The organism is Streptomyces sp. NPDC107575 (assembly GCF_055657265.1).
On sequence record NZ_JBVKBG010000006.1, the window covers coordinates 428143 to 454666 of the forward strand.

General features: G+C 69.2%; 28 protein-coding genes. 15 read left to right on the top strand and 13 right to left on the bottom strand.

The features are described from left to right. Positions 1-121: 121 nt before the first annotated feature. Positions 122-1633 carry a glycosyltransferase family 87 protein gene (locus ACZ7L4_RS31405; protein ID WP_472107903.1) on the top strand — a complete coding sequence of 504 codons (1512 nt, stop codon included), beginning with the start codon at positions 122-124 and terminating at the stop codon, positions 1631-1633. Between the two features lie 88 nt (positions 1634-1721). Here ACZ7L4_RS31405 and ACZ7L4_RS31410 read toward each other — a convergent pair whose 3' ends face one another. The 3 genes from ACZ7L4_RS31410 to ACZ7L4_RS31420 all read right to left on the bottom strand — a co-directional run bounded on the left by ACZ7L4_RS31410 (position 1722) and on the right by ACZ7L4_RS31420 (position 4404). Next, positions 1722-2753: an alanine racemase gene (locus tag ACZ7L4_RS31410; protein ID WP_385759010.1), complete on the bottom strand. Its 1032-nt coding sequence runs from the start codon at positions 2751-2753 to the stop codon at positions 1722-1724. A 58-nt stretch (positions 2754-2811) separates the two neighbouring features. Then, a complete protein-coding gene (femX, locus tag ACZ7L4_RS31415; protein ID WP_450811436.1) occupies positions 2812-3933 on the bottom strand; it encodes a peptidoglycan bridge formation glycyltransferase FemX in 1122 nt (373 codons plus the stop codon). A 150-nt stretch (positions 3934-4083) separates the two neighbouring features. After that, positions 4084-4404 carry a hypothetical protein gene (locus ACZ7L4_RS31420; protein ID WP_450811437.1) on the bottom strand — a complete coding sequence of 107 codons (321 nt, stop codon included), beginning with the start codon at positions 4402-4404 and terminating at the stop codon, positions 4084-4086. 287 nt (positions 4405-4691) lie between these two features. Between ACZ7L4_RS31420 and rpsF the strand changes: the two genes are divergently transcribed. From rpsF to rplI, 4 genes are all read left to right on the top strand, one after another. After that, on the top strand, positions 4692-4982 hold the full coding sequence (rpsF, locus tag ACZ7L4_RS31425) for a 30S ribosomal protein S6 (RefSeq protein ID WP_164559357.1): 291 nt from the start codon (positions 4692-4694) through the stop codon (positions 4980-4982). Positions 4983-5057: 75 nt separating this feature from the next. After that, a complete protein-coding gene (locus ACZ7L4_RS31430; protein ID WP_266712018.1) occupies positions 5058-5669 on the top strand; it encodes a single-stranded DNA-binding protein in 612 nt (203 codons plus the stop codon). 63 nt (positions 5670-5732) lie between these two features. Next, positions 5733-5969: a 30S ribosomal protein S18 gene (gene rpsR, locus ACZ7L4_RS31435; protein ID WP_003949403.1), complete on the top strand. Its 237-nt coding sequence runs from the start codon at positions 5733-5735 to the stop codon at positions 5967-5969. An 18-nt stretch (positions 5970-5987) separates the two neighbouring features. Next, complete coding sequence (gene rplI / locus ACZ7L4_RS31440) at positions 5988-6434, top strand: 50S ribosomal protein L9 (protein WP_385758999.1); 447 nt, start codon at positions 5988-5990, stop codon at positions 6432-6434. 138 nt (positions 6435-6572) lie between these two features. On the opposite strand, the gene ACZ7L4_RS31445 is transcribed toward rplI, so the two are convergent. Continuing rightward, complete coding sequence (locus ACZ7L4_RS31445; RefSeq protein ID WP_472107906.1) at positions 6573-7910, bottom strand: MATE family efflux transporter; 1338 nt, start codon at positions 7908-7910, stop codon at positions 6573-6575. Positions 7911-8369: 459 nt separating this feature from the next. Between ACZ7L4_RS31445 and dnaB the strand changes: the two genes are divergently transcribed. After that, positions 8370-9848 carry a replicative DNA helicase gene (dnaB, locus tag ACZ7L4_RS31450; protein WP_472107908.1) on the top strand — a complete coding sequence of 493 codons (1479 nt, stop codon included), beginning with the start codon at positions 8370-8372 and terminating at the stop codon, positions 9846-9848. Positions 9849-9928: 80 nt separating this feature from the next. Next, positions 9929-11311, top strand: coding sequence for a serine hydrolase domain-containing protein (locus tag ACZ7L4_RS31455; protein ID WP_472107910.1), 1383 nt, complete (start codon positions 9929-9931; stop codon positions 11309-11311). Between the two features lie 54 nt (positions 11312-11365). Here the strand turns inward: ACZ7L4_RS31455 and ACZ7L4_RS31460 are convergent, their stop codons facing one another. Next, positions 11366-11818, bottom strand: a complete 453-nt coding sequence (locus ACZ7L4_RS31460) for a GNAT family N-acetyltransferase (RefSeq protein ID WP_472107912.1) — start codon at positions 11816-11818, stop codon at positions 11366-11368. A gap of 43 nt (positions 11819-11861) precedes the next feature. After that, entirely contained in the window at positions 11862-12320 is a 459-nt protein-coding gene (locus ACZ7L4_RS31465; RefSeq protein WP_450811440.1) for a MarR family winged helix-turn-helix transcriptional regulator, read from the bottom strand. 146 nt (positions 12321-12466) lie between these two features. On the opposite strand from ACZ7L4_RS31465, the gene ACZ7L4_RS31470 reads away from it, so the two are divergent. Further along, positions 12467-13675: an MFS transporter gene (locus ACZ7L4_RS31470; RefSeq protein WP_472107914.1), complete on the top strand. Its 1209-nt coding sequence runs from the start codon at positions 12467-12469 to the stop codon at positions 13673-13675. Positions 13676-13746: 71 nt separating this feature from the next. Next, positions 13747-14166, top strand: a complete 420-nt coding sequence (locus ACZ7L4_RS31475) for a GlcG/HbpS family heme-binding protein (RefSeq protein ID WP_472107916.1) — start codon at positions 13747-13749, stop codon at positions 14164-14166. A 67-nt stretch (positions 14167-14233) separates the two neighbouring features. Here the strand turns inward: ACZ7L4_RS31475 and ACZ7L4_RS31480 are convergent, their stop codons facing one another. Beyond that, positions 14234-15109 (bottom strand): GNAT family N-acetyltransferase, encoded by an 876-nt coding sequence (locus ACZ7L4_RS31480; RefSeq protein ID WP_472107917.1) that lies wholly within the window; start codon positions 15107-15109, stop codon positions 14234-14236. 577 nt (positions 15110-15686) lie between these two features. On the opposite strand from ACZ7L4_RS31480, the gene ACZ7L4_RS31485 reads away from it, so the two are divergent. Further along, positions 15687-17063 (top strand): globin domain-containing protein, encoded by a 1377-nt coding sequence (locus ACZ7L4_RS31485; RefSeq protein WP_472107919.1) that lies wholly within the window; start codon positions 15687-15689, stop codon positions 17061-17063. 32 nt (positions 17064-17095) lie between these two features. On the opposite strand, the gene ACZ7L4_RS31490 is transcribed toward ACZ7L4_RS31485, so the two are convergent. The 5 genes from ACZ7L4_RS31490 to ACZ7L4_RS31510 all read right to left on the bottom strand — a co-directional run bounded on the left by ACZ7L4_RS31490 (position 17096) and on the right by ACZ7L4_RS31510 (position 20788). Continuing rightward, the gene (locus tag ACZ7L4_RS31490; protein ID WP_472107921.1) at positions 17096-17578 is read right to left on the bottom strand and encodes an NUDIX domain-containing protein; all 483 of its coding nucleotides are present in this window, start codon (positions 17576-17578) and stop codon (positions 17096-17098) included. Positions 17579-17637: 59 nt separating this feature from the next. Next, positions 17638-18543: a LysR family transcriptional regulator gene (locus ACZ7L4_RS31495; RefSeq protein WP_472107923.1), complete on the bottom strand. Its 906-nt coding sequence runs from the start codon at positions 18541-18543 to the stop codon at positions 17638-17640. Between the two features lie 215 nt (positions 18544-18758). Beyond that, positions 18759-19904: a cystathionine gamma-lyase gene (locus ACZ7L4_RS31500; RefSeq protein WP_472107925.1), complete on the bottom strand. Its 1146-nt coding sequence runs from the start codon at positions 19902-19904 to the stop codon at positions 18759-18761. After that, positions 19901-20395, bottom strand: coding sequence for a low molecular weight protein-tyrosine-phosphatase (locus tag ACZ7L4_RS31505; protein WP_472107927.1), 495 nt, complete (start codon positions 20393-20395; stop codon positions 19901-19903). The genes ACZ7L4_RS31500 and ACZ7L4_RS31505 overlap by 4 nt, the downstream gene beginning before the upstream one ends. Positions 20396-20407: 12 nt before the next feature. Beyond that, entirely contained in the window at positions 20408-20788 is a 381-nt protein-coding gene (locus ACZ7L4_RS31510) for a phage holin family protein (protein WP_472107928.1), read from the bottom strand. 47 nt (positions 20789-20835) lie between these two features. Between ACZ7L4_RS31510 and ACZ7L4_RS31515 the strand changes: the two genes are divergently transcribed. The 4 genes from ACZ7L4_RS31515 (at position 20836) to ACZ7L4_RS31530 (ending at position 23021) form a co-directional block, all read left to right on the top strand. Next, on the top strand, positions 20836-21153 hold the full coding sequence (locus ACZ7L4_RS31515; protein WP_450811450.1) for a cupin domain-containing protein: 318 nt from the start codon (positions 20836-20838) through the stop codon (positions 21151-21153). Positions 21154-21278: 125 nt separating this feature from the next. Next, a complete protein-coding gene (locus ACZ7L4_RS31520; RefSeq protein ID WP_266718729.1) occupies positions 21279-21494 on the top strand; it encodes a DUF5326 family protein in 216 nt (71 codons plus the stop codon). Positions 21495-21679: 185 nt separating this feature from the next. Beyond that, positions 21680-22456 (top strand): IclR family transcriptional regulator, encoded by a 777-nt coding sequence (locus tag ACZ7L4_RS31525; protein ID WP_472107929.1) that lies wholly within the window; start codon positions 21680-21682, stop codon positions 22454-22456. Between the two features lie 100 nt (positions 22457-22556). Next, positions 22557-23021 (top strand): SsgA family sporulation/cell division regulator, encoded by a 465-nt coding sequence (locus ACZ7L4_RS31530; RefSeq protein WP_385758954.1) that lies wholly within the window; start codon positions 22557-22559, stop codon positions 23019-23021. A gap of 109 nt (positions 23022-23130) precedes the next feature. Here the strand turns inward: ACZ7L4_RS31530 and ACZ7L4_RS31535 are convergent, their stop codons facing one another. Then, complete coding sequence (locus tag ACZ7L4_RS31535; protein ID WP_472107931.1) at positions 23131-24468, bottom strand: YibE/F family protein; 1338 nt, start codon at positions 24466-24468, stop codon at positions 23131-23133. A 234-nt stretch (positions 24469-24702) separates the two neighbouring features. On the opposite strand from ACZ7L4_RS31535, the gene thiC reads away from it, so the two are divergent. After that, a complete protein-coding gene (gene thiC, locus ACZ7L4_RS31540; RefSeq protein ID WP_472107932.1) occupies positions 24703-26490 on the top strand; it encodes a phosphomethylpyrimidine synthase ThiC in 1788 nt (595 codons plus the stop codon). Positions 26491-26524: the final 34 nt, after the last annotated feature.

A 26524-nucleotide genomic window follows, 5' to 3' on the forward strand; every position in this document is an offset into this window, starting at 1 on the left:
GCCACAACGCACCGTGTTTCACGTGAAACGCTGTGTGTTCCACGGCAGTCGAGGGCCGTCACACCCATCGGGTGTGGCGGCCCTCGCCCCGTTCTCAGCCTCGTACGGCAGGATGTGCCGCATGCCCAGTGCAGAGACGACGAGCACGAATCCGCAGCAGCCGGAGCCTGAGCAGGTACGGCCGACCAGAGAGGACGAGGTCGCGGCCGCCGGATCCGAGTTGATCGGCGGACCCATCGGACGAAGGGCCCTGCTCGGGGTCTCCCGGTGGACGCCCGCGCGGGTCATCGCACTCGTCATGCTCGGCATGTTCGCGCTCGGCATGGTCCAGAAGTTCCCCTGCTACGACGGCGCCTGGTTCTACGGCGCCAGCTCCCAGTACACACACGCCTGCTACTCGGACATCCCGCACCTCTACCAGGGGCGCGGCTTCGCCGACGGCCTCGTGCCGTACTTCGACAAGCTCTCCGGTGACATGGACTACCTCGAATACCCGGTGCTCACCGGCGTGTTCATGGAGGTCGCCGCATGGCTGACGCCCGGCAGCGGCTCCATCCAGCACCAGGAGCAGGTGTACTGGATGGTCAACGCCGGGATACTGATGATCTGCGCGGCAGTGATCGCCGTGTGCGTCACCCGCACCCACCGCAGGCGCCCCTGGGACGCCCTGCTGGTCGCTCTCGCCCCCGCCTTCGCGCTGACCGCCACCATCAACTGGGACCTCTTCGCGGTGGCGCTCACGGCGGCCGCGATGCTGATGTGGTCGCGGGGCAGGACGTTCGCGTTCGGCGTGCTGCTCGGGCTCGCGACGGCCGCCAAGCTGTATCCGGTGCTGCTGCTCGGGCCGCTCTTCGTGCTGTGCTGGCGGGCCGGCAGGTGGCGGGAGTTCGGCAGGGCGACCCTTGGCGCCGGCGTCTCCTGGCTGGCCGTGAATCTGCCGGTGATGATGCTGGCGCCCGAGGGCTGGTCGAAGTTCTACACGTTCAGCCAGGAGCGCGGAGTCGACTTCGGGTCCTTCTGGCTGATCATCTCCCAGCACCGGGACACGCCCCTCGACACCAATGTCGTCAACACCCTGGCCACGACGCTGATGATCCTCGCCTGCCTGGGCGTCGCGGCGCTGACGCTCACCGCACCGCGTCGGCCGCGCTTCTCACAGCTCGCGTTCCTGGTGGTCGCGGCCTTCATCCTCACCAACAAGGTCTACTCACCGCAGTACGTCCTGTGGCTGATCCCGCTCGCGGCGCTCGCGCGCCCCAAGTGGCGGGACTTCCTGATCTGGCAGGCCTGCGAGGTCGCGTACTTCCTGGGGATCTGGCTGTACCTCGCGTACACGACGAGCGGGGACAAGCACCAGGGGCTGCCCGAGGACGGATACCAACTGGTGGTCGCGGCGCACCTGCTGGGCACGCTCTATCTCTGCGCGGTCATCGTGCGGGACATCTGGCTGCCCGAGCGGGACGTCGTGCGCCGCTCCGGCGAGGACGATCCCACGGGCGGTGTCCTGGACGGCGCCAAGGACGTCTTCGTGCTCGGGCAGGCGGCTCGTCCACGACGGCACCGGCACGCCGCCCAGGCCACGGAAGGGCCGACGGCGGTCGACTGGGGCCGGGCGCCGGAGGGTTCACTCTGAGCGAACGCGCTCGTTGAAGCGACGAAAGGCGGGCCGGGCTCCATGAGGAGCCCGGCCCGCCCTTCGTATGTCCTAGGGAGCGCTGTGCTCAGCGGTCCACGATCCGGTCGAACTGCGTGGTCGTGTGCCGGAGATGGGCCACCAGCTCCTCGCCGACCTGCGGCTCGGGAGCGTCGGACGGCACGAACAGGATCGACACCTGCATGTGCGGCGGCTCGGCGAACCAGCGCTGCTTGCCCGCCCAGACGAACGGCGCCAGGTTCCTGTTCACCGTCGCCAGGCCGGCCCGTGCGACGCCCTTGGCGCGCGGCATGACGCCGTGCACGGCCTTCGGGGCCTCCAGGCCCACACCGTGCGACGTACCGCCCGCCACGACGACCAGCCAGCCGTCCGAGGGGGCCTTCTGCTGGCGGTAGCCGAACCGGTCGCCCTTCGCCACGCGCGTGACGTCCAGGACGGCGCCGCGGTACTCGGTCGCCTCGTGGTCGCCCAGCCACAGCCGCGTACCGATGCGCGCGCGGAAGCGGGTCTGCGGGAACTGCTGCTGCAGGCGCGCCAGTTCGTCGGCCTTCAGGTGGCTGACGAACATGGTGTGCAGCGGCAGGCGGGCCGCGCGCAGCCGGTCCATCCAGCCGATGACCTCCTCGACGGCGTCCGTGCCGTCGGTGCGGTCGAGCGGCAGGTGGATCGCGAAGCCCTCGAGACGCACGTCCTGTATGGCGTGCGCGAGCTGCGGCAGGTCCTGCTCGGTGACGCCGTGCCGCTTCATCGAGGACATGACCTCGATGACGACGCGGGCGCCGACGAGGCCGTGCACCCCGTCCACGGAGGAGACCGAGCGGATGACGCGGTCGGGCAGCGGAACGGGCTCCTCGCCGCGCCGGAACGGCGTCAGGACCAGCAGGTCACCGCTGAACCAGTCCTTGATCCGGGCGGCCTCGTACGTGGTCCCGACGGCGAGGACATCGGTGCCGAAGCGGGTCGCCTCCTCCGCGAGCCGCTCATGGCCGAAGCCATAACCGTTGCCCTTGCAGACGGGGACGAGACCCGGGAACTGCTCGAGCACCTGCTTGTGGTGTGCCCGCCAGCGCGCGGTGTCGACGTAGAGCGTGAGCGCCATGGCCGGTCCCGGAACCTTTCCGTGGGGAGTACGTAGCTACGTGAATTGTGCCGGGCGCTCAGCGCCGCGACATGTAGATGTCGAGCGCCTTGTGCAGCAGCTTGTTGAGCGGGAAGTCCCACTCGCCCAGGTACTCGGCGGCTTGGCCGCCGGTGCCGACCTTGAACTGGATCAGGCCGAAGAGGTGATCGGTCTCGTCCAGCGAGTCGGAGATGCCGCGCAGGTCGTAGACGGTGGCGCCGAGCGCGTAGGCGTCGCGCAGCATCCGCCACTGCATGGCGTTGGACGGGCGCACCTCGCGGCCGATGTTGTCGGAGGCACCGTAGGAGTACCAGACGTGCCCGCCGACGACGAGCATCGTGGCCGCCGCGAGGTTCACGCCGTTGTGCCGCGCGAAGTAGAGCCGCATGCGGTTGGGGTCCTCGGTGTTGAGGGCCGTCCACATGCGCTGGAAGTACGACAGCGGGCGCGGCCGGAAGTGGTCGCGCACGGCCGTGATCTCGTACAGCCGCTGCCACTCGGCGAGGTCCTGGTAGCCGCCCTGGACGACCTCGACGCCGGCCTTCTCGGCCTTCTTGATGTTGCGCCGCCACAGCTGGTTGAACTGCTTGTGGACCTCTTCCAGGGAGCGGTTCGCGAGCGGCACCTGGAAGACGTAGCGCGGCTGTACGTCGCCGAAGCCCGCGCCGCCGTCCTCGCCCTGCTGCCAGCCCATGCGGCGGAGCTTGTCGGCGACCTCGAAGGCGCGCGGCTCGATGTGGTCCGCCTCGATGTCGCGCAGGCGCTTCACGTCCGCGTCCTGGATGCCCTTCTTGATGGAGGGCGCGTCCCAGCGGCGGATGATGACCGGCGGGCCCATCTTCACGGAGAAGGCGCCCTGCTGCTTCAGATGCGCGAGCATCGGGCGCAGCCACTCCTCGAGGTTCGGGGCGTACCAATTGATGACCGGGCCCTCGGGGAGGTACGCGAGGTAGCGCTTGATCTTGGGGAGCTGGCGGTACAGCACCAGGCCCGCACCGACCATCTCGCCGCTGCGCTCGTCGAACCAGCCCAGGTGCTCGGAGTTCCACTCCGCCTTCACGTCTGCCCAGGCGGGGACCTGCATGTGGCTGGCCGACGGCAGGCTCTGGATGTACGCCAGATGCTGCTCTCGGCTGATGGTCCTCAGGGTCAGGCTCATTCGGGGCGCTCCTCGGGCTGGTGTGTCCCCATGGGTACAGGGGCTCCGGCTCTCGCGCCGAAGCCTACTGCGCCCTGTGAGCGCCCCGACCGGCCGTATGGGAGGTCGGTGGTGAAGGTGGCCCCGCGGGGGCCCTCGCGGCGGCCCGCCTCAGCCGATGACGCCGCCGAAGAGGCCTCCGTGGGCCATGCCGATGAAGAAGCCGATGGCCGACGCTCCCAGGCCCAGGATCAGCCCGAACCGCTCCCGGGTGGTCTCGGAGACGAACTGGCCGTAGGCCCCGGTCAGGATGCCGACGAGCCCGGCCCAGGAGCTGAGGAGATGGAGTCCGGGCCAGAGCGAGGTGATGATCGCGATCGCACCGAGCACCACGGTCACCCCGAGCAGGGAGTCCGGCAGCGGGTGGGGCTTGCCGTCCGTGGCGAAAAGGGAGGAGGAAGCGGTGCTGTTGGGACGCATTACTTGTGCCATGGGGCACCTCCTGCGGAAGCGGCGCATCGTAGCGCCGTACACACCCGATGTGTACAGATTGCGTCCCCGGGCTGCCGGATTTCAACCGGAAGCAGAGGTGCGGGTAGTCTGTACGGTCTGCACCGGTGTCTGTTCACGCCCCCGACCAGGGGCTCACTTCACTGACCAGCGCGGATCCGCTCGGCGGGACCCGATTGTCAGTGGTGGCCGATACCGTTGCTCACGCATAACAACCCTCCTGCCACGGAACGACCGTGGCCGCTGAGTCCAAAGGAGGTGGGTTCCACATGCGTCACTACGAGGTGATGGTCATCCTCGACCCCGATCTGGAGGAGCGCGCTGTCGCCCCCCTGATCGAGAACTTCATGTCCGTTGTCCGTGAGGGCAACGGCAAGGTGGAGAAGGTCGACACCTGGGGCCGTCGTCGGCTCTCGTACGAGATCAAGAAGAAGCCCGAGGGCATCTACTCGGTCATCGACCTGCAGGCCGAGCCTGCGGTCGTCAAGGAGCTCGACCGCCAGATGAACCTGAACGAGTCGGTCCTCCGGACCAAGGTCCTCCGTCCCGAGACCCACTGAACTTCCTAGTTCAGCGGTACTCGGGATTCGAGTAGCAGCAAGCAGCCAGCAGCAAACCCGCCGAGAGGTTCCCCCATGGCAGGCGAGACCGTTATCACCGTCGTCGGAAACCTGACCGACGACCCCGAGCTGCGCTTCACCCCGTCCGGCGCGGCCGTCGCGAACTTCACGATCGCGTCGACGCCCCGGACGTTCGACCGTCAGACCAATGAGTGGAAGGACGGCGACGCGCTGTTCCTCCGCGCGTCGATCTGGCGTCAGGCCGCGGAGAACGTCGCCGAGTCGCTGACGCGCGGTATGCGCGTCGTCGCTCAGGGACGTCTGCGGCAGCGTTCGTACGAGACCCAGCAGGGCGAGAAGCGGACGGTCGTGGAGCTCGAGGTCGACGAGATCGGCCCCTCGCTGCGCTACGCCACCGCCAAGGTCACCAAGACGCCCGGTCGTGGCGGCCAGGGTGGCGGCGGCGGATTCGGCGGCGGCCAGCAGGGCGGCGGCGGTGGCGGCTGGGGCGGCGGCCCCGGCGGCCAGCAGGGCGGTCAGGGAGGTGGCCAGGGCGGAGCCCCGGCCAACGACCCCTGGGCGACCGGCGCGCCGGCCGGTGGCGGCCAGCAGGGCGGCGGCGGTGGCGGCTGGGGCGGAAGCTCCGGCGGCTCCGGCGGCGGCTACTCGGACGAGCCCCCCTTCTAGGGATCACTCCCTTTCGGGGCTGGGCTCGCACCCCACACTTCTTGATCACACAGGAGAAACACCATGGCGAAGCCGCCTGTGCGCAAGCCTAAGAAGAAGGTCTGCGCTTTCTGCAAGGACAAGGTCACGTACGTGGACTACAAGGACACGAACATGCTGCGGAAGTTCATTTCCGACCGCGGCAAGATCCGTGCCCGCCGCGTGACCGGCAACTGCACGCAGCACCAGCGTGACGTCGCCACGGCCGTGAAGAACAGCCGTGAGATGGCGCTGCTGCCCTACACGTCCACCGCGCGATAAGGAAAGGGTGACCGAAACATGAAGATCATCCTGACCCACGAGGTCTCTGGCCTCGGCACCGCCGGCGAGGTCGTCGACGTCAAGGACGGGTACGCCCGTAACTACCTGATCCCGCGGAAGTTCGCGATCCGCTGGACCAAGGGTGGCGAGCAGGACGTGGCGCAGATCCGCCGCGCCCGCAAGATCCACGAGATCGCCACCATCGAGCAGGCCAACGAGATCAAGGCCAAGCTCGAGGGCACCGCGGTCCGTCTGGCCGTCCGCTCCGGCGACGCCGGCCGTCTCTTCGGTTCCGTCACCCCGGCCGACATCGCTTCGGCGATCGAGGCTGCCGGTGGCCCGAAGGTCGACAAGCGTCGTGTCGAGCTGGGCTCGCCCATCAAGTCGCTCGGTGGCCACGAGGCCTCCGTGCGTCTGCACCCCGAGGTTGCCGCCAAGGTCAACATCGAGGTCGTCTCTGCCTGAGCTCTGCTCTGAGCAGTGCTGAAGCACATGTGGGGCCGCACCCTTCGGGGTGCGGCCCCACACGCTTTCCGGCTTCGTTTCACGTGAAACGGCGCATCCGCGAAGGCGGCCGTTTCACGTGAAACGAGGCGCTTCCCGTCAGCGCGTCGCGCCCGTCACGGCCCAGCGTCCCGAGCGGTAGCGGATCCAGAGCGTGACCATGCGCACCGTCATCATCAGTGCCATCGCGCCCCAGACAGCGGTGAGGCCGCCGCCGAGGACGGGGACCAGCAGTGCCACAGGCGTGAAGACGGCGAGCGTGACGAGCATGGCCCAGGCCAGATACGGCCCGTCGCCCGCGCCCATGAGGACACCGTCCAGGACATAGACGATCCCGCAAACGGGCTGGGACAAGGCCACGACGATGAGGGCGGGCAGTGCGGCGTCCTGGACGAGCTGATCGCTCGTGAACAGCGGGACGAACAGTGGTCTGGTGGCGACGATCAGCACGCCGAGGACGACTCCCGCGGCGATCCCCCACTCCACCATCCGACGGCAGACGGCACGTGCGCCCGGGGCGTCGTCCGCGCCGAGGTAGCGGCCGATGATCGCCTGGCCGGCGATGGCGATGGCGTCGAGGGCGAAGGCGGTCAGACTCCACAGGGACAGGATGATCTGGTGCGCGGCCACGTCGGCATCGCCGAGCCGCGCCGCGACGGCCGTCGCGATCATCAGGATCGCCCGGAGCGAGATCGTACGGACGAGAAGCGGCGCGCCCGCTTGGGCACAGGCCCTGATGCCGGCCGCGTCCGGACGCAGGGAAGCGCCATGGCGGCGGGCGCCGCGGACCACGACGACGAGATAGACAACCGCCATGCCGACCTGGGCGATGACCGTGCCCCAGGCCGAACCCGCGATGCCGAGGCCGGCGCCGTAGACGAGTGCGGCGTTCAGCCCGGCATTGGCGATGAAGCCGGCGACCGCCACGTAGAGCGGGGTCTTGGTGTTCTGCAGTCCGCGCAGCACGCCGGTGGCGGCGAGGACGATGAGCATCGGGGGAATGCCGAGCGAGGAGATGCGCAGGTACGTGATCGCGTAGGGCGTCGCGGTGTCGGAGGCGCCGAAGAGTTCGACCAGTGCGGGGGCCGTGGGCAGGGTGACCGCGACGACGACGGCCCCGAGGAACAGGGCGAGCCAAATGCCGTCCATGCCCTGCTGGATGGCGGACTTCAGATCGCCGGAGCCGACGCGGCGGGCCACCGCCGCGGTGGTCGCGTAGGCGAGGAAGACGAAGATGCTGACCGCGGTCTGCAGCAGGGCCGACGCGACGGCAAGTCCGGCGAGTTGCGAGGTGCCGAGATGGCCGACGATGGCGCTGTCGGCCATGAGGAAAAGCGGCTCGGCGACGAGTGCGCCAAAGGCGGGAACGGCGAGGGCGACGATCTCTCGGTCGTGCCGGCGTCGGGCGGCCTTGGGTGTCGCGGGAGCCTGTGTCATGGGCACCAATCTAATCTTCCACAGGTAAGAGATGCAATGCGCGACTGACCCTTACTTTTGGAGGTCTTCCGCGTGTCGCGCGGCGGGGTCGGCAGAGATCTTGGGCCGACTGGGGAAGTTTTTCTTCTGCACAGCCGGTGGATGGGAAAACCGCAGGTCAGAGACTGTGTATGGAATAGCCTGAGGGCTTGTTCACAGCCCTGTCCACCGTGTCGTGCACAGGTTTTGCCAGGTTCTCCACAGCGAGGGACCCGTCATCCACACCGCCTGTGGATAACCAGATTGGCTGACGGTGCCCACGGGCCTACCGTGGTGCGGCGCCCACCATGTCTCGCGACCTCGGAAACCTCACAAATCCGACGCGTCGGAAGCGGAGTTGGGCCTCTTATTTGTCAGTGTCGTGCCGTAGGAATGAGGGGTACGGCGAGGTCCGCTCGGCGGACGGGAGGAGGCGGCCCGGTGAGTATCTCCGAGCCTTTGGACGACCCCTGGGCCGACGACGGTCCCAGCGATCGCCTCCCCGCTTCCCGGCCGTTCCGGGGCGGTGGCCGCGGCCAGGGCGACCAGCACGAGCGCGGAAGCGAGAACGGCGGTTGGGACGAGGGTCCCGCCACGTTCGAGCGCGTTCCGCCGCAGGATCTCGATGCCGAGCAGTCCGTGCTCGGCGGCATGCTCCTGTCGAAGGACGCGATCGCCGACGTCGTGGAGGTCATCAAGGGCGCCGACTTCTACAAGCCGGCCCACGAAACGATCTTTCAGGCGATCCTCGACGTCTACGCCAAGGGCGAGCCCGCCGACCCGATCACCATCGCCGCGGAGCTGACCAAGCGCGGGGAGATCAACAAGGTCGGTGGCGCATCGTATCTGCACACCCTCGTGCAGACGGTCCCGACGGCGGCGAACGCCGAGTACTACGCGGAGATCGTCCACGAGCGCGCCGTACTGCGCCGTCTCGTCGAGGCGGGCACGCGGATCACGCAGATGGGATACGCGGGCGACGACGACGTCGACGAGATCGTCAACAAGGCGCAGGCAGAGGTCTACGCGGTCACCGAGCAGCGCACCAGTGAGGACTACCTCCCGCTCGGCGACATCATGGAGGGCGCGCTCGACGAGATCGAGGCGATCGGTTCGCGCAGCGGCGAGATGACCGGTGTGCCGACCGGCTTCACCGACTTCGACTCGCTCACCAACGGTCTGCACCCGGGCCAGATGATCGTCATCGCGGCCCGACCCGCCATGGGTAAGTCCACGTTGGCGCTGGACTTCGCGCGCGCCGCATCGATCAAGAACAACCTGCCCAGCGTCATCTTCTCCCTGGAAATGGGGCGCAACGAGATCGCGATGCGTCTGCTGTCGGCCGAGGCGCGGGTGGCCCTGCACCACATGCGCTCCGGCACGATGACGGACGAGGACTGGACGCGGCTCGCGCGCCGGATGCCCGAGGTCTCGGCCGCGCCGCTGTACATCGACGACTCCCCGAACCTGTCGATGATGGAGATCCGCGCCAAGTGCCGTCGGCTCAAGCAGCGCAATGACATCAAGCTCGTGATCATCGACTATCTGCAGCTGATGCAGGCCGGTGGGTCGAAGCGCTCCGAGAGCCGTCAGCAGGAGGTCTCGGACATGTCCCGAAACCTGAAGCTGCTGGCCAAGGAGCTGGAGCTGCCGGTGATCGCGCTCTCCCAGCTGAACCGTGGCCCCGAGCAGCGCACGGACAAGAAGCCGCAGGTCTCCGACCTGCGTGAGTCCGGCTCCATCGAGCAGGACGCCGACATGGTCATCCTTCTGCACCGCGAGGACGCGTACGAGAAGGAGTCTCCGCGCGCGGGTGAGGCGGACATCATCGTCGGCAAGCACCGTAACGGTCCGACGGCCACGATCACCGTCGCCTTCCAGGGCCACTACTCGCGCTTCGTGGACATGGCCCAGACCTGATCGGAGGCGGCGGGCGCGCGAAGATCAGCCTCCGGTGAAAACCGCTCGACGCCGGTCGCCGGCCGGGATGGACTGGGCGCATGACGACATCCCCGGAAGAGCTGTTGCCCACCACGCGCCGCGCGCTCCTGCACCGCATCGCTGTTGCCCAGAGCGAGGGGCGGGCGCCCTCACTCGTCGCCGCCGTCGCGCGGGACGGTGAGCTGGTGTGGACCGGTTCGCGCACCTCGGTGGACGGGCACGGTCCGGACGAGCACGTGCAGTACCGGATCGGTTCGATCACCAAGACCTTCACGGCCGTGCTGGTGCTGCGGCTGCGCGACGAAGGACTGCTCGATCTGGCGGATCCGCTGGAGAAGCATCTGTCCGACACCGGCGTCGGCAGCGTCACCATCGCCGAACTGCTCGCCCACACCGGCGGGTTGGCGGCCGAGACGCCGGGGGAATGGTGGGAGCGGAGCCCGGCGAGCCTGCGCCCGACCCTCGCGGACGTCCTGGGCGAACAGCCCTTCCGACACCCCGTCGGCCGTCGCCACCACTACTCCAACCCCGGCTATACGCTCCTGGGCGCTCTGGTCGAGGCGGTGCGCGGAGTGTCCTGGGAGAAGGCGCTGCGCGACGAGATCCTCGAACCGCTGGGGCTGAGCCGCACCAGCGTGCAACCACAGCAACCGCACGCCGGGGGTTGGGCCGTGCACCCGTACGCGGACGTGCTGCTTCCGGAGCCGAGTGAGGATCTGGGCCTGATGGCACCCGCCGGTCAACTGTGGTCCACGACAAGGGACTTGGCCGTCTTCGCGTCCTTCCTCGCGACCGGGGACGACCGGGTTCTGAGCGCGGACTCGGTCCGGGAGATGCGGACCCCCGCAGCGCCGACGCTGCCGGGCGACTGGGAGGCCTCGTACGGTCTTGGCATACAGGTGGTGCGGGGCGGCGGCCTCACCTTGGCCGGACACAGCGGCTCGCTGCCGGGGTTCGTGGCGGGGCTGTGGCTGTGCGAGGAGGAGGGCCTCGTGGCGGTCGCTCTCGCCAACTGCACGACGGGGGTACCCGCGGCGACGCTGGCCGCCGAGCTGCTGGCGACCGTCGCGGAGGACGAACCACGGCTGCCCGAGCCGTGGCGTCCGCTCGCCGAGGTGAACGCGTCCGATCTGGAGCTGGTGGGCCCCTGGTACTGGGGTACGCAGGCCGTGGTGCTGCGCCTGGCGGCCGACGGCGGAGTGGAGCTGGGGCCGGCGGCCGAGGGCGGACGACGCTCCCGGTTCCGATCGAACGGCGACGGCACCTGGACCGGGCTCGACGGCTACTACGCCGGAGAGCTGCTCCGGGCCGTCCGGCGGGACGACGGGACGGTGAGCCACCTCGACCTGGGGTCCTTCGTCTTCACGCGGGAGCCGTACCCGGCGGACGGGCCGGTTCCCGGCGGGGTGGACCCGGAGGGCTGGCGGGGCATTCCGCGGTGATGCGCCGCGAGGCCGGTCGGCTGTTTCACGTGAAACAGCCGACCGGCCTCGCGGTCACAGCTGAAGCTTGAAGCCCAGATGTGAGCCCACGAAGCCGAGTCGCTCGTAGAAGCGGTGGGCGTCGGTGCGCGTGGCGTCGGACGTCAGCTGTACCAACTGGCAGCCCTGGCGCCGGGATTCTTCGACGGCCCACTCGATGAGCTGCGTACCGAGGCCGCTGCCGCGCTCGTCCGCGTGGATGCGGACGGCCTCGATGATCGAGCGGGTGGAGCCCTTCCGGGAGAGCCCGGGGATGATGCTGAGTTGCAGCGTGCCGACGACGCTGCCCCCGCGCACGGCGACGACGAGATGCTGATTCGGGTCGGCCGTAAGTCGTGCGTGCGCGGCGAGATACGGCGTGAGGTCCTCCGGTGACTCCCGCTGGGCGCCCAGCGGATCGTCGGCCAGCATGGCGACCAGCTCCGGAATGTCCTCGGCCGCGGCCGGCCTGATCTCAAGATCTCCCATGGGCCGCAGCCTATGCGGGGCCCGCCGACGGTGTTCGGCCCGGTCAGGCGACGGCGTGGAGCCCCTCGACCGCCTTGACCAGGGGAGCGAGGTCCGGGTTCTCGGCCGCGCTGTCGAGGGCTTCGCGCAGCGCCGCGGAGTTCGTGGGGCGGGCCGCTTCGAGGAGTTCGAACCCGGCGTCGGAGACGTTCGTGTAGATGCCCCGCCGGTCGGTCGGGCACAGATAGCGCAGCAGCAGGCCGCGCTCCTCGAGCCGGGTGACCAGGCGTGTGGTCGCGCTCTGGCTCAGGACGACGGCGTCGGCCACCTGCTTCATCTGCAGGTGCCCGCCCTCCCCGTCGTGCTGCCGGCTGAGGACGTCGAGAAGCGAGTACTCGCGCACGCTCAGCCCGTGTCCGGCCTGCAGCGCGCGCTCGATGTGGGACTCGATCCTCCCGTGCAGCAGGGAGAGTGCGCACCAGCCCTGAGAGAGGGCTGTCAGTGCGGGATCTGTGGCGGTCATGGCTACGTGGTTCCTCCGTCTCGGAGCGGCTCCCCTCCAGGGTAGTCGATGCGTGGAGGTTGCCCGCGTTTGCAATTAACCAGCGTATGCAATTATTGTGAGGTCTCGTAAAGCGCACCCGCAACAGTCTGGAAGGGACCCCTTCAATGCCTCTCGCGCTTCTCGCCCTCGCGATCGGGGCCTTCGGGATCGGGACCACGGAATTCGTGATCATGGGGTTGCTCCCAGAGGTCGCGGGTGATTTCGGCGTCTCCATCCCGACGGCCGGATACCTGGTCACCGGTTACGCACTCGGCGTCATGTTCGGCGCCCCGCTGATGACCGCCCTCGGCCAGCGCATCCCGCGCAAGCGGATGCTGATGCTGCTCCTCGGTTTCTTCATCGTCGGCAACCTGCTCTCCGCCGTCGCGCCCGTCTTCGCCGTCATGCTGATCGGCCGCGTTGTCGCCTCGCTCGCCCACGGCGCGTTCTTCGGCATCGGCTCGGTCGTCGCGGCCGAGCTGGTGGCACCGGAGAAGAAGGCCGGAGCGATCGCCATGATGTTCACGGGCCTGACCGTCGCCAACGTCGTCGGCGTCCCGCTCGGCACGTACATCGGCCAGTCGGTCGGCTGGCGCGTCACGTTCACGGTCGTCGCCGCGCTCGGTGTCATCGGCCTCGTCGGTATCGCCAAGCTCGTACCCGACCTGCCCAAGCCGGACGGCGTACGGCTCCGCCACGAGCTGGCCGCCTTCAAGAACGTGCAGGTCGTGCTCGCCATGGCGATGACCGTGCTCGGCTTCGGCGGTGTCTTCGCGGCCATCACCTACATCGCGCCGATGATGACGAACGTCGCCGGCTTCGCGGACGGCTCCGTCACCTGGCTCATGGTCCTCTTCGGCCTCGGCATGGTGGCCGGCAACCTCGTCGGCGGAAAGTTCGCCGACCGTGCCCTGATGCCCATGCTGTATGTGTCGCTGGGGGCGCTCGCCCTCGTGCTCGCCCTGTTCACGGTCACCGCGCACAACCAGGTGCTGTCCGCGATCTCCGTCGTGCTGATCGGTGCGTTCGGCTTCGCGACGGTGCCGCCGCTGCAGAAGCGCGTCCTCGACCAGGCGTCCGGCGCCCCGACGCTCGCCTCGGCCGTCAACATCGGCGCCTTCAACCTCGGCAACGCACTCTCCGCCTGGCTCGGCGGCATGGTGATCGCCGCGGGCCTCGGCTACACCTCCCCGAACTGGGTCGGTGCCGTGCTCGCCGCAGCCGCTCTCGTCCTGGCCCTGCTGTCCGCGGCCCTCGAGCGCCGCTCGTCCGCTCCGAGCCTGATCGTCGCGGGCGCCGCCGAGCAGCCGCGCACCGAGCCGGCCCACCACTGACCCGAATCCCCGCTCGACGGGGCCGACGACGCCCCCGCCCCACAGCACCACCCCGCAAGGAGCATCACCTCATGAGCACCACCGCAGTCACCCCGCTCAGCACGCAGGACGCCGAGACCCTGGTCTCCGCCGCTCGCCTCGCGGCCGAGGCGGCCGGAGTCACCGTCAGCGTCACCGTCCTCGACGCGGGCGGGCACCTCCTGGCCTTCCGCCGCGACGACCGTGCCGTCCTCATCTCCGGCGAGACCAGCACGCGCAAGGCGTACACCGCGCTCCAGTTGAACGCCCCCACCGCCGACCTTGTCGACCTGGTCAAGCCCGAGGGGCCCTTCCACACCCTGCCCACCGCGCTGGACCGGCCGCTGCTGTTCATCGCCGGCGGCGTGCCGGTCCACCGCGACGGCCGACTCATCGGTGCCATCGGTGTCGGTGGCGGCGCCCCCGAGCAGGACCACGGTTTCGCCACCGCGGCCGTGGAGGCCCTCGCCTAGCAGCGGGACATCGCCCACATCCGCCCCAAGCCACCGCGGCACAGCGGTACTTGGGGCGGAGGTGTGTTCAGCCCGCGGCCACGGTCAGTGGTGCGAAACGGCGGGTCCAGTCGCCGGGTAGGTCCGAAGCCCCGTAGTTCATCACTGCGTTGAGGCCGACGGACTCGAGCCCGCGCCCCTTGAGCCACGCAAGCAGCTCCTCATGGCGCACGTCGATGTCGGTGCGCAGCGGCCGGTCCGTGCCCGCGGCGAGCGAGGCGACGAGGGCCTGCGCCGTCGCGGTGTCACGAGCGACGAGTGGGCCGACGACCTGGGTCTCCCCGTTGGGCCAGGCGGCCGCGAAGCCGATGAGCCCGCCGCCGGAGCCACCGTCCACAGCCACCCTCAACTGGTCCGCGAACGCCGGGAGTCGGGTGATGACATGGGTACGGTCCGGGCCGAAGACCTCCGCGTCCAGGCGGAGGATCGCCTGAAGATCCTCTGCCGTGGCCGCGCGGGTGGTGACATCGGGCAGGGCCCCGCCCGCGGTGAAGCGGCCGCGCACCATCTCGGCCCGCCCCGTCACCTTGAAGCCCAACTCTTCGTAGAGCGGCCGCCCGTACGGCGTCGCGTGGAGCGTGAGCGGGGTCGTGCCCGCCTGCTCGACGACATGGCGCATCAGGCGCCTGCCGACGCCCTGGCGTGCGTGCCGTTCGGCGACCAGGACCATGCCGATCGCGCCGAGTTCGGGCCGTTCCCGGGGGCCGTACTCGGTCACCACGCAGGCGCTGACGAGACCCCCGTTGGGGTCGTCGATGCCATAGCCGGTACCGGCGGAGAGCAGGAGCCGCCACTTGTGTTCCTCACGGGGCCAGCCCCGGTCCTCGGACAGGTCGGCGCACGCGAGGAGATCGCGTGGGGTGAGACGACGGATGGGCAGGCCGGAGAGCAAAGGTGTCGACACGCAGGTCAGGCTGTCGGACTTCACCCCGTGGCGTCCACCGCTTTGTGGAGAGTGCCCCGGCGCTTTCGGCCACGCCGGGAGTTTCACGTGAAACATCGCGCCGGGCGGATCTCGACCGCGCTCGACGGCGCCCGACGCGTGAATTGGCGCGCCGAGACCGGTAATTGAGGAATTTACGAAGTGGTCGAGCTTCGCTTAATCCGCAGTTATGCCGGTAGGGGGTTGTCGGCTTCGCGGCGGCCGGTATCGTCGGGTCCGGATCGCGCCGGGTGGCCGAAGAAGGCCGAGGGGAAGCCCATGGTGCGCGCAGGCCCACGCAGCCTAACGGGACGGAGAGATCGAAGACCTGCACTTTCCGCTTTGCGTTCTGGGCAATGACACCGGGTGGCATGCTGCGATGAGGGGACTGCGGACAATGTCACACTCTTGCCTTACTTGTCAGTAGCCGTCCGGAATGCAGTGTTCAATGTGCACTGCATTGTCGTCGAGGCACGCGGGGGAAAGCCCACAGATTCCGGGCGTGGAACAGCTCGGGAGTACGTTGACCGACCGAAATATGTTCGAGGCGAGGCACAGCATGGACGCTCCGACCACTACGCCGTCGGCCGGTTCCGGTTCTGACGGTTCGGACGGTGGGGGCGGCTGGTTCACGCCGCGCAAGGCCCCGGCCCCGCAACCGCCGACCACCGACTCCGGCCAGGACGCGACGCAGGAGGAGCACCGAATACCGGAGCCGCGCCAGGCGCTGTCCGCACAGCAGACGCAGCGGCCGGCCCCGCCGCGCGCCGCCGAGACGCCCGGCCCCCTGGCCGCCGCCGCGCGCCCCGCTCCCGCGCAGGCCTCCCCCGACGCGATCCTCATCCGCCGCACCATGGAGGAGATCGGCCCCGTCGCGGACCGGGTCACCTCGTACTTCTACGCACTGCTCTTCGTGCGCCACCCCGAACTGCGCCCGCTCTTCCCCGCGGCGATGGACACCCAGCGCGACCGGATCCTCAAGGCGCTGCTGACCGCCGCCGAGCACATCGACAACAAGGACGTCCTCGTGGCGTACCTGAAGAACCTGGGCCGCGGGCACCGCAAATACGGCACGCAGGCCGACCACTACCCGGCCGTCGGCGAGTGCCTGATCGCCGCGCTCACCCAGTACGCGACGACCACGTGGGACGCGGAGACCGAGGCCGCCTGGGTCCGCACCTACACGACGATCTCCCAGATCATGATCGACGCGGCGGCCGAGGACGAGCTGAAGGCGCCGGCCTGGTGGATGGCCGAGGTCGTCTCGCACGACCTGCGCACGCCCGACGTCGCCGTGGTGACCGTGCGGCCCGATCAGCCGTACCCGTTCCTGGCCGGGCAGTACACGACGCTGGAGACGCCCTGGTGGCCGCGGATCTGGCGGCACTACTCGTTCGCGTCCGCGCCCCGCTCGGACGGGCTGCTCTCGTTCCACGTGAAGGCCGTCCCGGCGGGCTGGGTCTCCAACGCCCTGGTGCACCGGGCCCGCCCCGGCGACGTACTGCGCCTCGGCCCGCCCGCCGGCTCCATGACCGTCGACCACACCACCGACAGCGGGCTGCTCTGTCTCGGTGGCGGCACCGGCATCGCGCCCATCAAGGCACTCGTCGAGGACGTGGCCGAGCACGGGCACCAGCGCTCGGTCGAGGTGTTCTACGGCGCCCGCACCAACCACGACCTGTACGACATCGACACGATGCTGCGCCTCTCGCAGAGCCACTCGTGGCTCTCGGTGCGCCCCATCGTCGACCAGCAGGCCCATCTGCAACTGCCGGACGCCGTGCGGGAGTACGGCCCCTGGAACGAGTACGACGCGTATCTCTCCGGGCCTCCCGGCATGATCCGCAGCAGCATCGACACCTTGCGGCGCATCGGCATCCCCGGCAGCCGCATCCGGCACGACTCGGTCGAGGACCTGGTCGCGGCGGCGGACTGAACCCCGCGGCCAAGGCCCGGTGCCGGACGGCGTCAGCCCAGATCGGGCGCGTGCATCGCCCGTACGCCCTCGATGTTGCCGTCCAGGTAGTGCCGCAGCGAGAGCGGCACGAGATGGACCGAGGCGATGCCGACGCGGGTGAACGGCACCCGCACGATCTCGTAGCTGCCGCACGGGTCCTCGACCTCGGGCCCGTGCCGCTGGTCGGTGTCCATCGACTCCAGGCGGCAGACGAAGAAGTGCTGGACCTTTACGCCGGTCGCGCCGCCGTCCTCGCCGATGTGCTCGACGGTGTCCACGAAGCAGGGCACCACGTCGACGATCTTGGCGCCGAGTTCCTCGTGCACCTCGCGATGGAGGGCGTCCACGACAGTCGTGTCCTCCGGCTCGACTCCGCCACCGGGAGTCACCCAGTACGGATCGACGCCGGGCTTGGTCCGCTTGATCAGGATCAGGTTGTCGCCATCCAGCAGGACGGCGCGTGCGGTGCGCTTGACCACGGGTCGGACGGTCATGGGAGAAATGTGGCCCGGCTGGTTCCACGTGAAACATCCCGCATCGCTCGGCGCCCCGCTCACGACCAGTCGACGGCAGCGCGCAGTAGCCACTCGTGCGCCCGCGCGATGTGCGGCATGGCCAGTGTGCCGGTGCGCACCACCAGGAAGTACGTGCGCAGCGGTGGCACGGGTGGGTCGAGAAGGGCGACGATCTCGCCGCGCTCCAGGTTCTCCTCGCACAGATAGCGCGGCAGAACGGCGAGGCCGGCACCCGCGATCACGCAGGCGAGCACCGCGCGCAGATCAGGCACGACGATCGTGCCGGAGACGGCGGGCCGGGAATCGAAGACCGCGGCCCAGTAGCGGCTGACCAGGGGCAACGACTCGTGCACCTCGACCACGGGAAACTTCTCCAGGGACGGCGCAGCGTCGCGGTGCAGCATGCCGCGGCCGATCCGGGCGGCCAGGCGCGGCGCGGCGGCCAGGACATGCTCTTCGTCGCAGAGCGGAGTCGCCGTGAGCAGGGCGCCGCGTGGGCGGGCCGTCGCGATGGCCAGATCGTGATGTCCCGCAGCGAGCCCCTCCAGGGTTTCCTCGGCCGTGCCGAAGCTGGCCCGTAACGCGACGCTCTGGCCGTCGTCCCGGGTCAGGGCCGTCAGCGTGGGCAGGGCGCGCTCCGCGGTGAACTCCGGAGGCCCCGCCAGGTGCAGGGTGCGTACGGCGGACTCCTCGTCGAGCCCGGCCTCGGCGATCTCCACGAGGGCGTCGAGATGCGGGGCCGCCTTGTGGGCCAGCTCGTCGCCCATCGTCGTGGCCGTCACACCGCGCGCCTGGCGCAGGAAGAGCGGACGTCCCAGCTGCCGCTCCAGCGTGCGTATCTGGGAGGTGACCGCCGGTTGCGACAGGCCGAGCAGAGCGGCGGCACGTGTGAACGAACCGGCGCGGTGCACCGTCACAAAGGTGCGCAGCAACGCGAGATCCATCGCGGCACGCCTCCCTCCCCAACCCCCCGACCGCGCCCAACTATAAATAAGTCGATAGGTCTCTGTCGCTACCGTGATTGGACACTGACACAGAGTCAACTAGCCTTGTTCGCGCGGTTCTTCGCGCGTTGAGAGCCGGGACGGTCCGAGCCACGAGGGGGGAGGCTCGGACCGTCCGTTGTGCGTAGCGGGGTACTAGGGGCTGTCCGACGACGTCACCGGGCGTGGGCCTCGTCCAGCGCTCGCAGCACGTCCGCCACCAGGTCCTCGGTGGTCTCGGCGCCCGCGGAGAAGCGGATGAAGCCCTCGGCGACGGCGCCCCCGCCCCAGCGTCCGCGCCGCTCGGCGGTGGACCGGACACCGCCGAAACTCGTCGCGTCGTCGACCAGGGTCAGAGCCTCAAGGAACCGCTCGGCCCGGGCGCGCGAGGGCAGTTCGAAGGACACCACGCAGCCGAACCGCCGCATCTGCCCCGCCGCGACGGCATGGGACGGGTCACCGGGCAGCCCGGGATGGCGCACTCCGGAGACGTCCGCGCGCCCCAGCAGGGCGTGCGCCACGGCCAGCGCGTTGGCGCTCTGCCGCTCGGCGCGCAGCTCGAGCGTGGCGAGGGACCGGTGCGCGAGCCAGGCCTCCATCGGCCCCGGAATCGCCCCGACGATCTTGCGCCAGCGCTTCACCGACGCGATCGGCTCGGGGTCGGCGCACGTGACGTAGCCGAGCAGGAGGTCGCCGTGGCCCGTGAGCTGCTTGGTGGCGCTGGCCACCGCGAAGTCGGCGCCGAGCTCCAGCGGGCGCTGCCCGAGCGGCGTCGCGAGCGTGTTGTCCACGGCGACGAGCGCCCCGCGCGTGTGGGCGGCATCGGCGAGGCGCCGGACGTCGCAGACGTCGAGGCCGGGGTTGGACGGCGTCTCCAGCCACAGCAGGCGCGCCCCGTCGAGCACGTCGAGCTGCGCGTCACCGCCGGTCGGCGCGGTGCGCACCTCGATCCCGTACGCGGTGAGCTGTTCGCGGACGAGGGGGAAGACCTGGTAGCCATCGGCCGGCAGGACCACCGCGTCGCCCGCGCGGAGCTGGGAGAAGAGGACCGCGGAGATCGCGGCCATGCCGGAGGCGAAGGCCAGCGTCTCCACGCCGGAGCGCCCCGGAGCCTCCAACTCGCTGATGGCGCGCTCGAGATGCGTCCACGTCGGGTTCTCGTCGCGGCCGTACGCATAGGGCCCCGACACATCGCCGGGGAGGTGGAAGTGTGCGGCGAACACCGGCCCCGGCAGGGTCGGTTCGTTCTTGACCGGTTCGGGCAGACCCGCCCGGACCGCCCTCGTACCGTCGCCCGGCTCCTGTGCCGAAGGCTCTGTCATGCGACCCGACCCCCCACTGCTTCGCGTACGGAGGCGAGGAGGCCCTCGGACGCCGCCTCGACCAGCTTCAGACACTCCTCGAAGCCGCCCAGATCGCCGTAGTACGGATCGGGGACGTCCAGGTCCGAGGCGTCGGCCCCGGGGTCGTAGGAACGCAGCAGACGCACCTTCTCGGCGTCCTGCGGCGTCGACGCCAGGCGGCGCAGGGTGCGCAGATGGCCGTGGTCGAGGGCGACGACCAGGTCGAGGCGGGCGAACCAGTCCTGGTGGAACCGGCGGGCCGTGTGCTCGGAGCCGTAGCCGTTCTCGGTGAGGACGTGGACGGTGCGCGGGTCGGCGCCGTCGCCCTCGTGCCAGCCGTCCGTGCCCGCGCTGTCGATCTCCACGAGGCCGTCGAGCCCCGCCTCCTCGACGCGGGCGCGGAAGACGTGCTCGGCCATGGGCGAGCGGCAGATGTTGCCGGTGCAGACGAAACAGACGCGGTAGGTCATCCTCGGCCGCTCTCAGTCCTTGCCGTCGGGCAGCACGACGTTCAGCGCCCAGGAGACGATCGACACGATTAGGCCACCGAGGATCGCGGTCCAGAGGCCGTCGACGTGGAAGCTCAGGTCCACCTGATCGGCCAGCCACGAGGTCAGCAGCAGCATCAGGGCGTTCACGATCAGGGTGATCAGGCCGAGCGTGAGAATGAACAGGGGGAAGGTCAGGAGTTTCACGATCGGCTTCACGATCACGTTGACGAGGCCGAAGATGAGGGCGACGAGGATCAGCGTGCCGACCTTCTTGCCGGTGCTGTCGCCGGTGAGAGTGATCTTGTCGAGCACCCAGACCGCGACGGCCAGGGCCCCCGCGTTGGCGAGCGTCTTGACGAGGAAATTCTTCATGTGTCTGATCGTTGCAGACATGACTGGTGACAGGGGTGGAGAGGGCGATGAAGTCGTTCCGGTTGGATGAGCTCGAGGCGGAAAGAGCCGCCAATGACGGGGCGTATCTGCAGTTCCTGCGAGAGCGGAACATGTCGGTCGGGCTGTACGCCCTCGACGCGGGCACCCAGGATCCGCAGCAGCCGCACAGCCAGGACGAGGTCTACCTCGTGGTGAGCGGCCGCGGTTCCATCACGGTCGGCATGGAGACGACCCAGGTCGGCCGGGGCAGCGTGGTGTACGTGCCGGCCGGTGTCGCGCACAAGTTCCACCACATCAGCGAGGACCTGCGCGTCCTCGTCGTCTTCTCGCCCCCGGAGGGCTGAGGACCCGCCTCGGGGTTCCCTCAGGGTCGGGTCAGGGGATGACAAGGGATCGGAAGGCCCCGCGCAGCCCTTTGACGTGCCAGCATCGAAGCAGAAACCCGGAAGACAACGAAGGAGCGATGGCAGTGCGAGAGATATTCGCGGACATGCCGTGGTGGGTGAAGTGGGTCGCGGTGCCGGTCATCGCCATCGTCGTGTTCGGCGGTCTGATCGCGAGCGTCGTCGGCTTCGTGATCGGTCTGCTGTTCAAGGTGCTCGTGTTCGCCGCACTGGTGGGTGGACTCATCTACGTCGTGCGGAAGTTCATGGTCGGCTCGTCGTCGCGGAGCCGCGACTGGTGAGGTCGGGCGCACTCGTGTGCGGGTCCCGGTCGTTGCGTCGCGCCACCTTTCGCACGACCGGGGGAAGTTTCCCTGCGCGGCGGGCACCAATCGGTGGCCAAGGGTTAGAGTCCGGAATTCGATGGCTTTAGCCCCCTGCGAGCCTCGAACACGCGGGGGTTCCCCACGCGCATCGGGAGTGAACCTTGGCCACGGTCGATACCGCACCCGCCGCCCCGCAGACACTCATCGGCTCGGTTCAGCGAGCCATGCGACTGCTCGAGGCGGTCGCCTCCCATGACGACGGGGCGCCGGCCAAGCAGCTCGCGCGGGAAGCCGGCCTCGCCCTTCCCACCGCGTACCACCTTCTGCGCACGCTGGCTCATGAGGGATATCTCCGCCGGGAGAACGGCGTCTTCGTTTTCGGTGACGCCGCCGAGCGTTTGAGCAGCAGCGGAGCGCAGCAGAATCGTCGCAGCATGATCACCGATGCGCTGCGGCACTGGCGCGACACCATCGGCGTCCCGGTCTATTTCGCGGTCTACCGCGACGGCGAGATCGAGCTCGTCGCCGTCGCCGACACCCCGGCCAATCCGGCCGTCGAGGAGTGGGCCGACTTCCGGGAGACCGGCCATGCCCACGCCATCGGCCAGTGTCTGCTCTCCCAACTCGACGAGGGGGCCCGCAAGGACCACCTCGACCGCTACCCCGCGCAGTCCATCACTCCGTACTCGGTGCGGGACGACCGCGCGCTGCTGCGGAAGCTGAACCGGGTGGGCCGCATGGAGCCGGTCGTCGAGCGCCAGGAGTACGCGCTGGGCACGGCCTGTGCCGCGTTCCCCCTGACGATCGGGTCGACCGCGGCAACTTTGGCCATTTCTCTCCCTTCCCATCAGGCGGAGAAACTGCTGCCCACAGCCCGCCGGTTGCAGCACGAGATCGGCAGGCTGGTAGGGACACTCGCCTTCTCTATCAGCATTTGAAAACTCACTCCTTGTGATCCTGTGTGTACGTTGAGCAAGATGCCAGCAGTGTCAGGGAGGTAATTCCTGGCCAATCGACGGCAAGTTGACGGGGTAGGCGATGCGCGAGTCGGTACAAGCAGTTCAAGCAGAGGTCATGATGAGCTTCCTCGTGTCCGAGGAGCTCTCGTTCCGCATTCCGGTGGAGCTCCGGTACGAGTCCACCGATCCGTATGCCGTGCGGCTGACCTTCCATCTCCCGGGAGACGCGCCCGTGACCTGGGCGTTCGGCCGGGAGCTCCTCGTCGACGGGGTCAACGGGGCCAGCGGTGAAGGAGACGTACAGGTCACACCGGTGGAGCGGGTGGGCGGCGCGGTCGGCGAGATGCCGGGAGAGGTGCACATCAGGCTCCAGGTCGGCGCGGACCAGGCCCTGTTCAGGGCCGGGGTCGCACCGCTCGTCGCGTTCCTCGACCGGACGGACAAGCTGGTCCCGCTCGGCCAGGAGGAAACGGGCGCGGACTTCGAGTCCGACCTCGACGAGGCCCTCGACCGGATCCTCGCCGAGGAGCAGAGCGCGGGCTGAATCCCCATCGGCTCGCACGACAGCAGACGGCGACACCAGATGGTTTGCACGACACCGGAGCAGACGTAACGCTTCAGCAGCGCGGTGCACCCGAGCAGTTCCGCGCCTTTCAGCGTTTACGCCGCCGGCCTCCGCCACCGCGTCCAGGAGCGGGAGCGGCCTTCGCGGGCCCCCGCTTCTCCGGGCGGTCGGCGGAGACCACGAGCGCGGCCAGTGCGGTGGTCACCGGCACCGAGGCGACGAGGCCGATCGAGCCGACCAGCGTGCGCACGATCTCCTCGGCCACCAGCTCGCTGTTGGCCACGTCGGCGACGCTGCTCTGCGCGATCGAGAAGAGCAGCAGCAGCGGCAGCGCGGCGCCCGCGTAGGCCAGGACGAGCGTGTTGACGACGGACGCGATGTGGTCGCGCCCGATGCGGATGGCCGCCCGGTACAGGGCGCGCCGGCCCAGCGTCGGGTTCGCCTCGTGCAGCTCCCACACGGCCGAGGTCTGGGTGACCGTCACATCGTCGAGCACGCCGAGCGATCCGATGATCACGCCGGCGAGCAGCAGGCCGCTCATGTCGATGTCCGGGTACAGGCCGTGGATCAGCCCCGTGTTGTCGTCGGTGTTGCCCGTCAGAGCCGCCCAGCCGATGAACAGCGAGCCCAACAGGCCGATCAGCAGCAGGGAGACGAGGGTGCCGAGCACGGCGACGGAGGTTCTGGCCGTCAGGCCGTGACACATGTAGAGCGCGATCAGCATGATCGCGCTGGCGCCGACCACCGCGACGACCAGAGGGTTCGACCCCTGGAGAATCGCGGGCAGGATGAAGAACGTCAGCACCATGAAGCTGACCGCGAGCGCGACCAGTGCCATGACGCCGCGCATCCGGCCCACCACGACCACGGCCAGTGCGAAGATCCCGGCCAGCAGCACCATCGGTACCTTGCGGTTCACATCGGTGACCGAGTACTGCAGCTCCTTCGGAGCGTCCGGCGCGTAGGCGGCGATCACCTTCTGGCCCTCGTGCAACTGCCGCGGTGAATCCGGCTGGACGACCTCGGTGAACGTACGGCCCTTGTCCTTGCCGCTGTCGATCCGGATCGTCGCGTTCTCACAGGTGCCACTGGACTTCTGCTCGCCTGTGGCGCCCTGCTGCGCCGTGGGGTCCCCGGAGGGGGTCTGCCCCTGGGCGTGCACGGACGAGCAGTCGACCTTCTCGACCCGGGTGACGGTGGCCTGCTGCGTCTGCCGGTCGAAGCCGACGCCGCTGCGCTCGTGCGGTGGCGCGCCGCCCGGCCAGAGCACCGCGAGGCCCACGACGACCGCGACCGAGAACGGGATCAGGACGGCCGCGATCACCTTGCGCAGGTGCCGCGAGACAGGAGCCGCTGGGCCGTGGCTGTGGGAGTGCCCGTGCGGCGGATGGGACGGCGGAGCTGGGGGCTGCTGGCTGGTGGTCACCGCCAGATCATCGCAAGAACGGAGGGGGCCCTCTGTTCAACGCGGCGTGGATCACGTTAGCGTGGAGGCGCTTTTGCCATCGCGGGAGCTCGGAGCACCGGGCTGAGAGGGCGCTGACCTTCGTCCCAGCGCGTTTCACGTGAAACAGCGTGGAACGGCGTGACCAGGGACGGATACCGCTGCGTCGACCGCTGAACCTGTTACCGGGTAATGCCGGCGTAGGGAGTAGGTCTCATGACCACAACGGACGCACACACGCCTGCCTCCAGCTCGACCGAGGGCTCGAGCGAGGAGACCGGCCGGTCCATCGGCTGGCACAAGGGGTACATCAGGGGTTCGCGCCCCGACCTCCAGGTGCCGGTCCGTCAAGTGCACCTCACCAATGGGCAGTCGGTGACGCTGTACGACACCTCAGGTCCGTACACCGACCCGACCGTCGACACCGATGTCCGCCGCGGCCTCGCGCCGCTGCGGGAGAACTGGATCATCACCCGCGGCGACACCGAGGAGTACGCGGGCCGCCCCGTCCGTCCCGAGGACGACGGCATCAAGCACACGTCGCCGCGCGGCGGCCTGCGCAACCTCGACGCGGTCTTCCCCGGCCGCCCGCGTCAGCCGCGCCGCGGCCGCGAGGGTCGGGCCGTGACCCAACTCGCGTACGCACGCCGCGGGGAGATCACCCCGGAGATGGAGTACGTGGCCATCCGGGAGAACGTCGCGCCGGAGGTCGTGCGCGAGGAGATCGCGGCGGGCCGGGCCGTGCTGCCCGCGAACGTCAACCACCCGGAGATCGAGCCGATGATCATCGGCAAGCGTTTCCTGGTGAAGGTCAACGCCAATATCGGCAACTCGGCCGTGACGAGCTCCATCGAGGAGGAGGTGGACAAGATGACCTGGGCGACCAAGTGGGGCGCCGACACGGTCATGGACCTCTCCACCGGCCGCAACATCCACACCACCCGCGAGTGGCTGCTGCGCAACTCCCCCGTGCCGATCGGCACCGTGCCGCTCTACCAGGCCCTCGAGAAGGTCGACGGCAAGGCCGAGGAACTGTCCTGGGAGATCTACCGGGACACCATCATCGAACAGGCCGAGCAGGGCGTGGACTACATGACGGTCCACGCGGGAGTCCGCCTCCCGTACGTCCCGCTGACCGCCGACCGCAAGACCGGCATCGTCTCGCGCGGCGGCTCGATCATGGCCGCGTGGTGCCTCGCGCACCACAAGGAGAGCTTCCTCTACGAGAACTTCGAGGAGCTCTGCGAGATCCTCGCGGCCTACGACGTCACGTACTCGCTCGGCGACGGCCTGCGTCCCGGCTCCATCGCGGACGCCAACGACGAGGCGCAGTTCGCGGAGCTGAGGACGCTCGGCGAGCTGAACTCCATCGCCAAGCGGCACAACGTGCAGACGATGATCGAGGGCCCGGGCCATGTCCCGATGCACAAGATCAAGGAGAACATCGACCTTCAGCAGGAGATCTGCGAGGAGGCGCCGTTCTACACGCTCGGCCCGCTGACCACCGACGTCGCCCCGGCGTACGACCACATCACGTCCGGGATCGGCGCCGCGATGATCGCCTGGTGGGGCACGGCGATGCTCTGCTACGTCACGCCGAAGGAGCACCTGGGCCTGCCCAACCGCGACGACGTGAAGACCGGTGTCATCACGTACAAGATCGCGGCGCACGCGGCGGACCTCGCCAAGGGGCACCCGGACGCGCAGGCCTGGGACGACGCGCTCTCCGACGCCCGCTTCGAGTTCCGCTGGGAGGACCAGTTCAATCTGGCCCTCGACCCGGACACGGCACGTGAGTTCCACGACGAGACGCTGCCGGCGGAGCCCGCGAAGACGGCGCACTTCTGCTCGATGTGCGGGCCGAAGTTCTGCTCGATGAAGATCTCGCAGGACATCCGGCGCGAACACGGCTCCACCTCCTCGGAGATCGAGCAGGGCATGGAGCAGAAGTCCAAGGAGTTCGCGCAGGCCGGCAATCGCGTGTACCTGCCGATCGCCGACTGACGGCACGCGTGCATGACGGTGGGGCCCCTCGTGC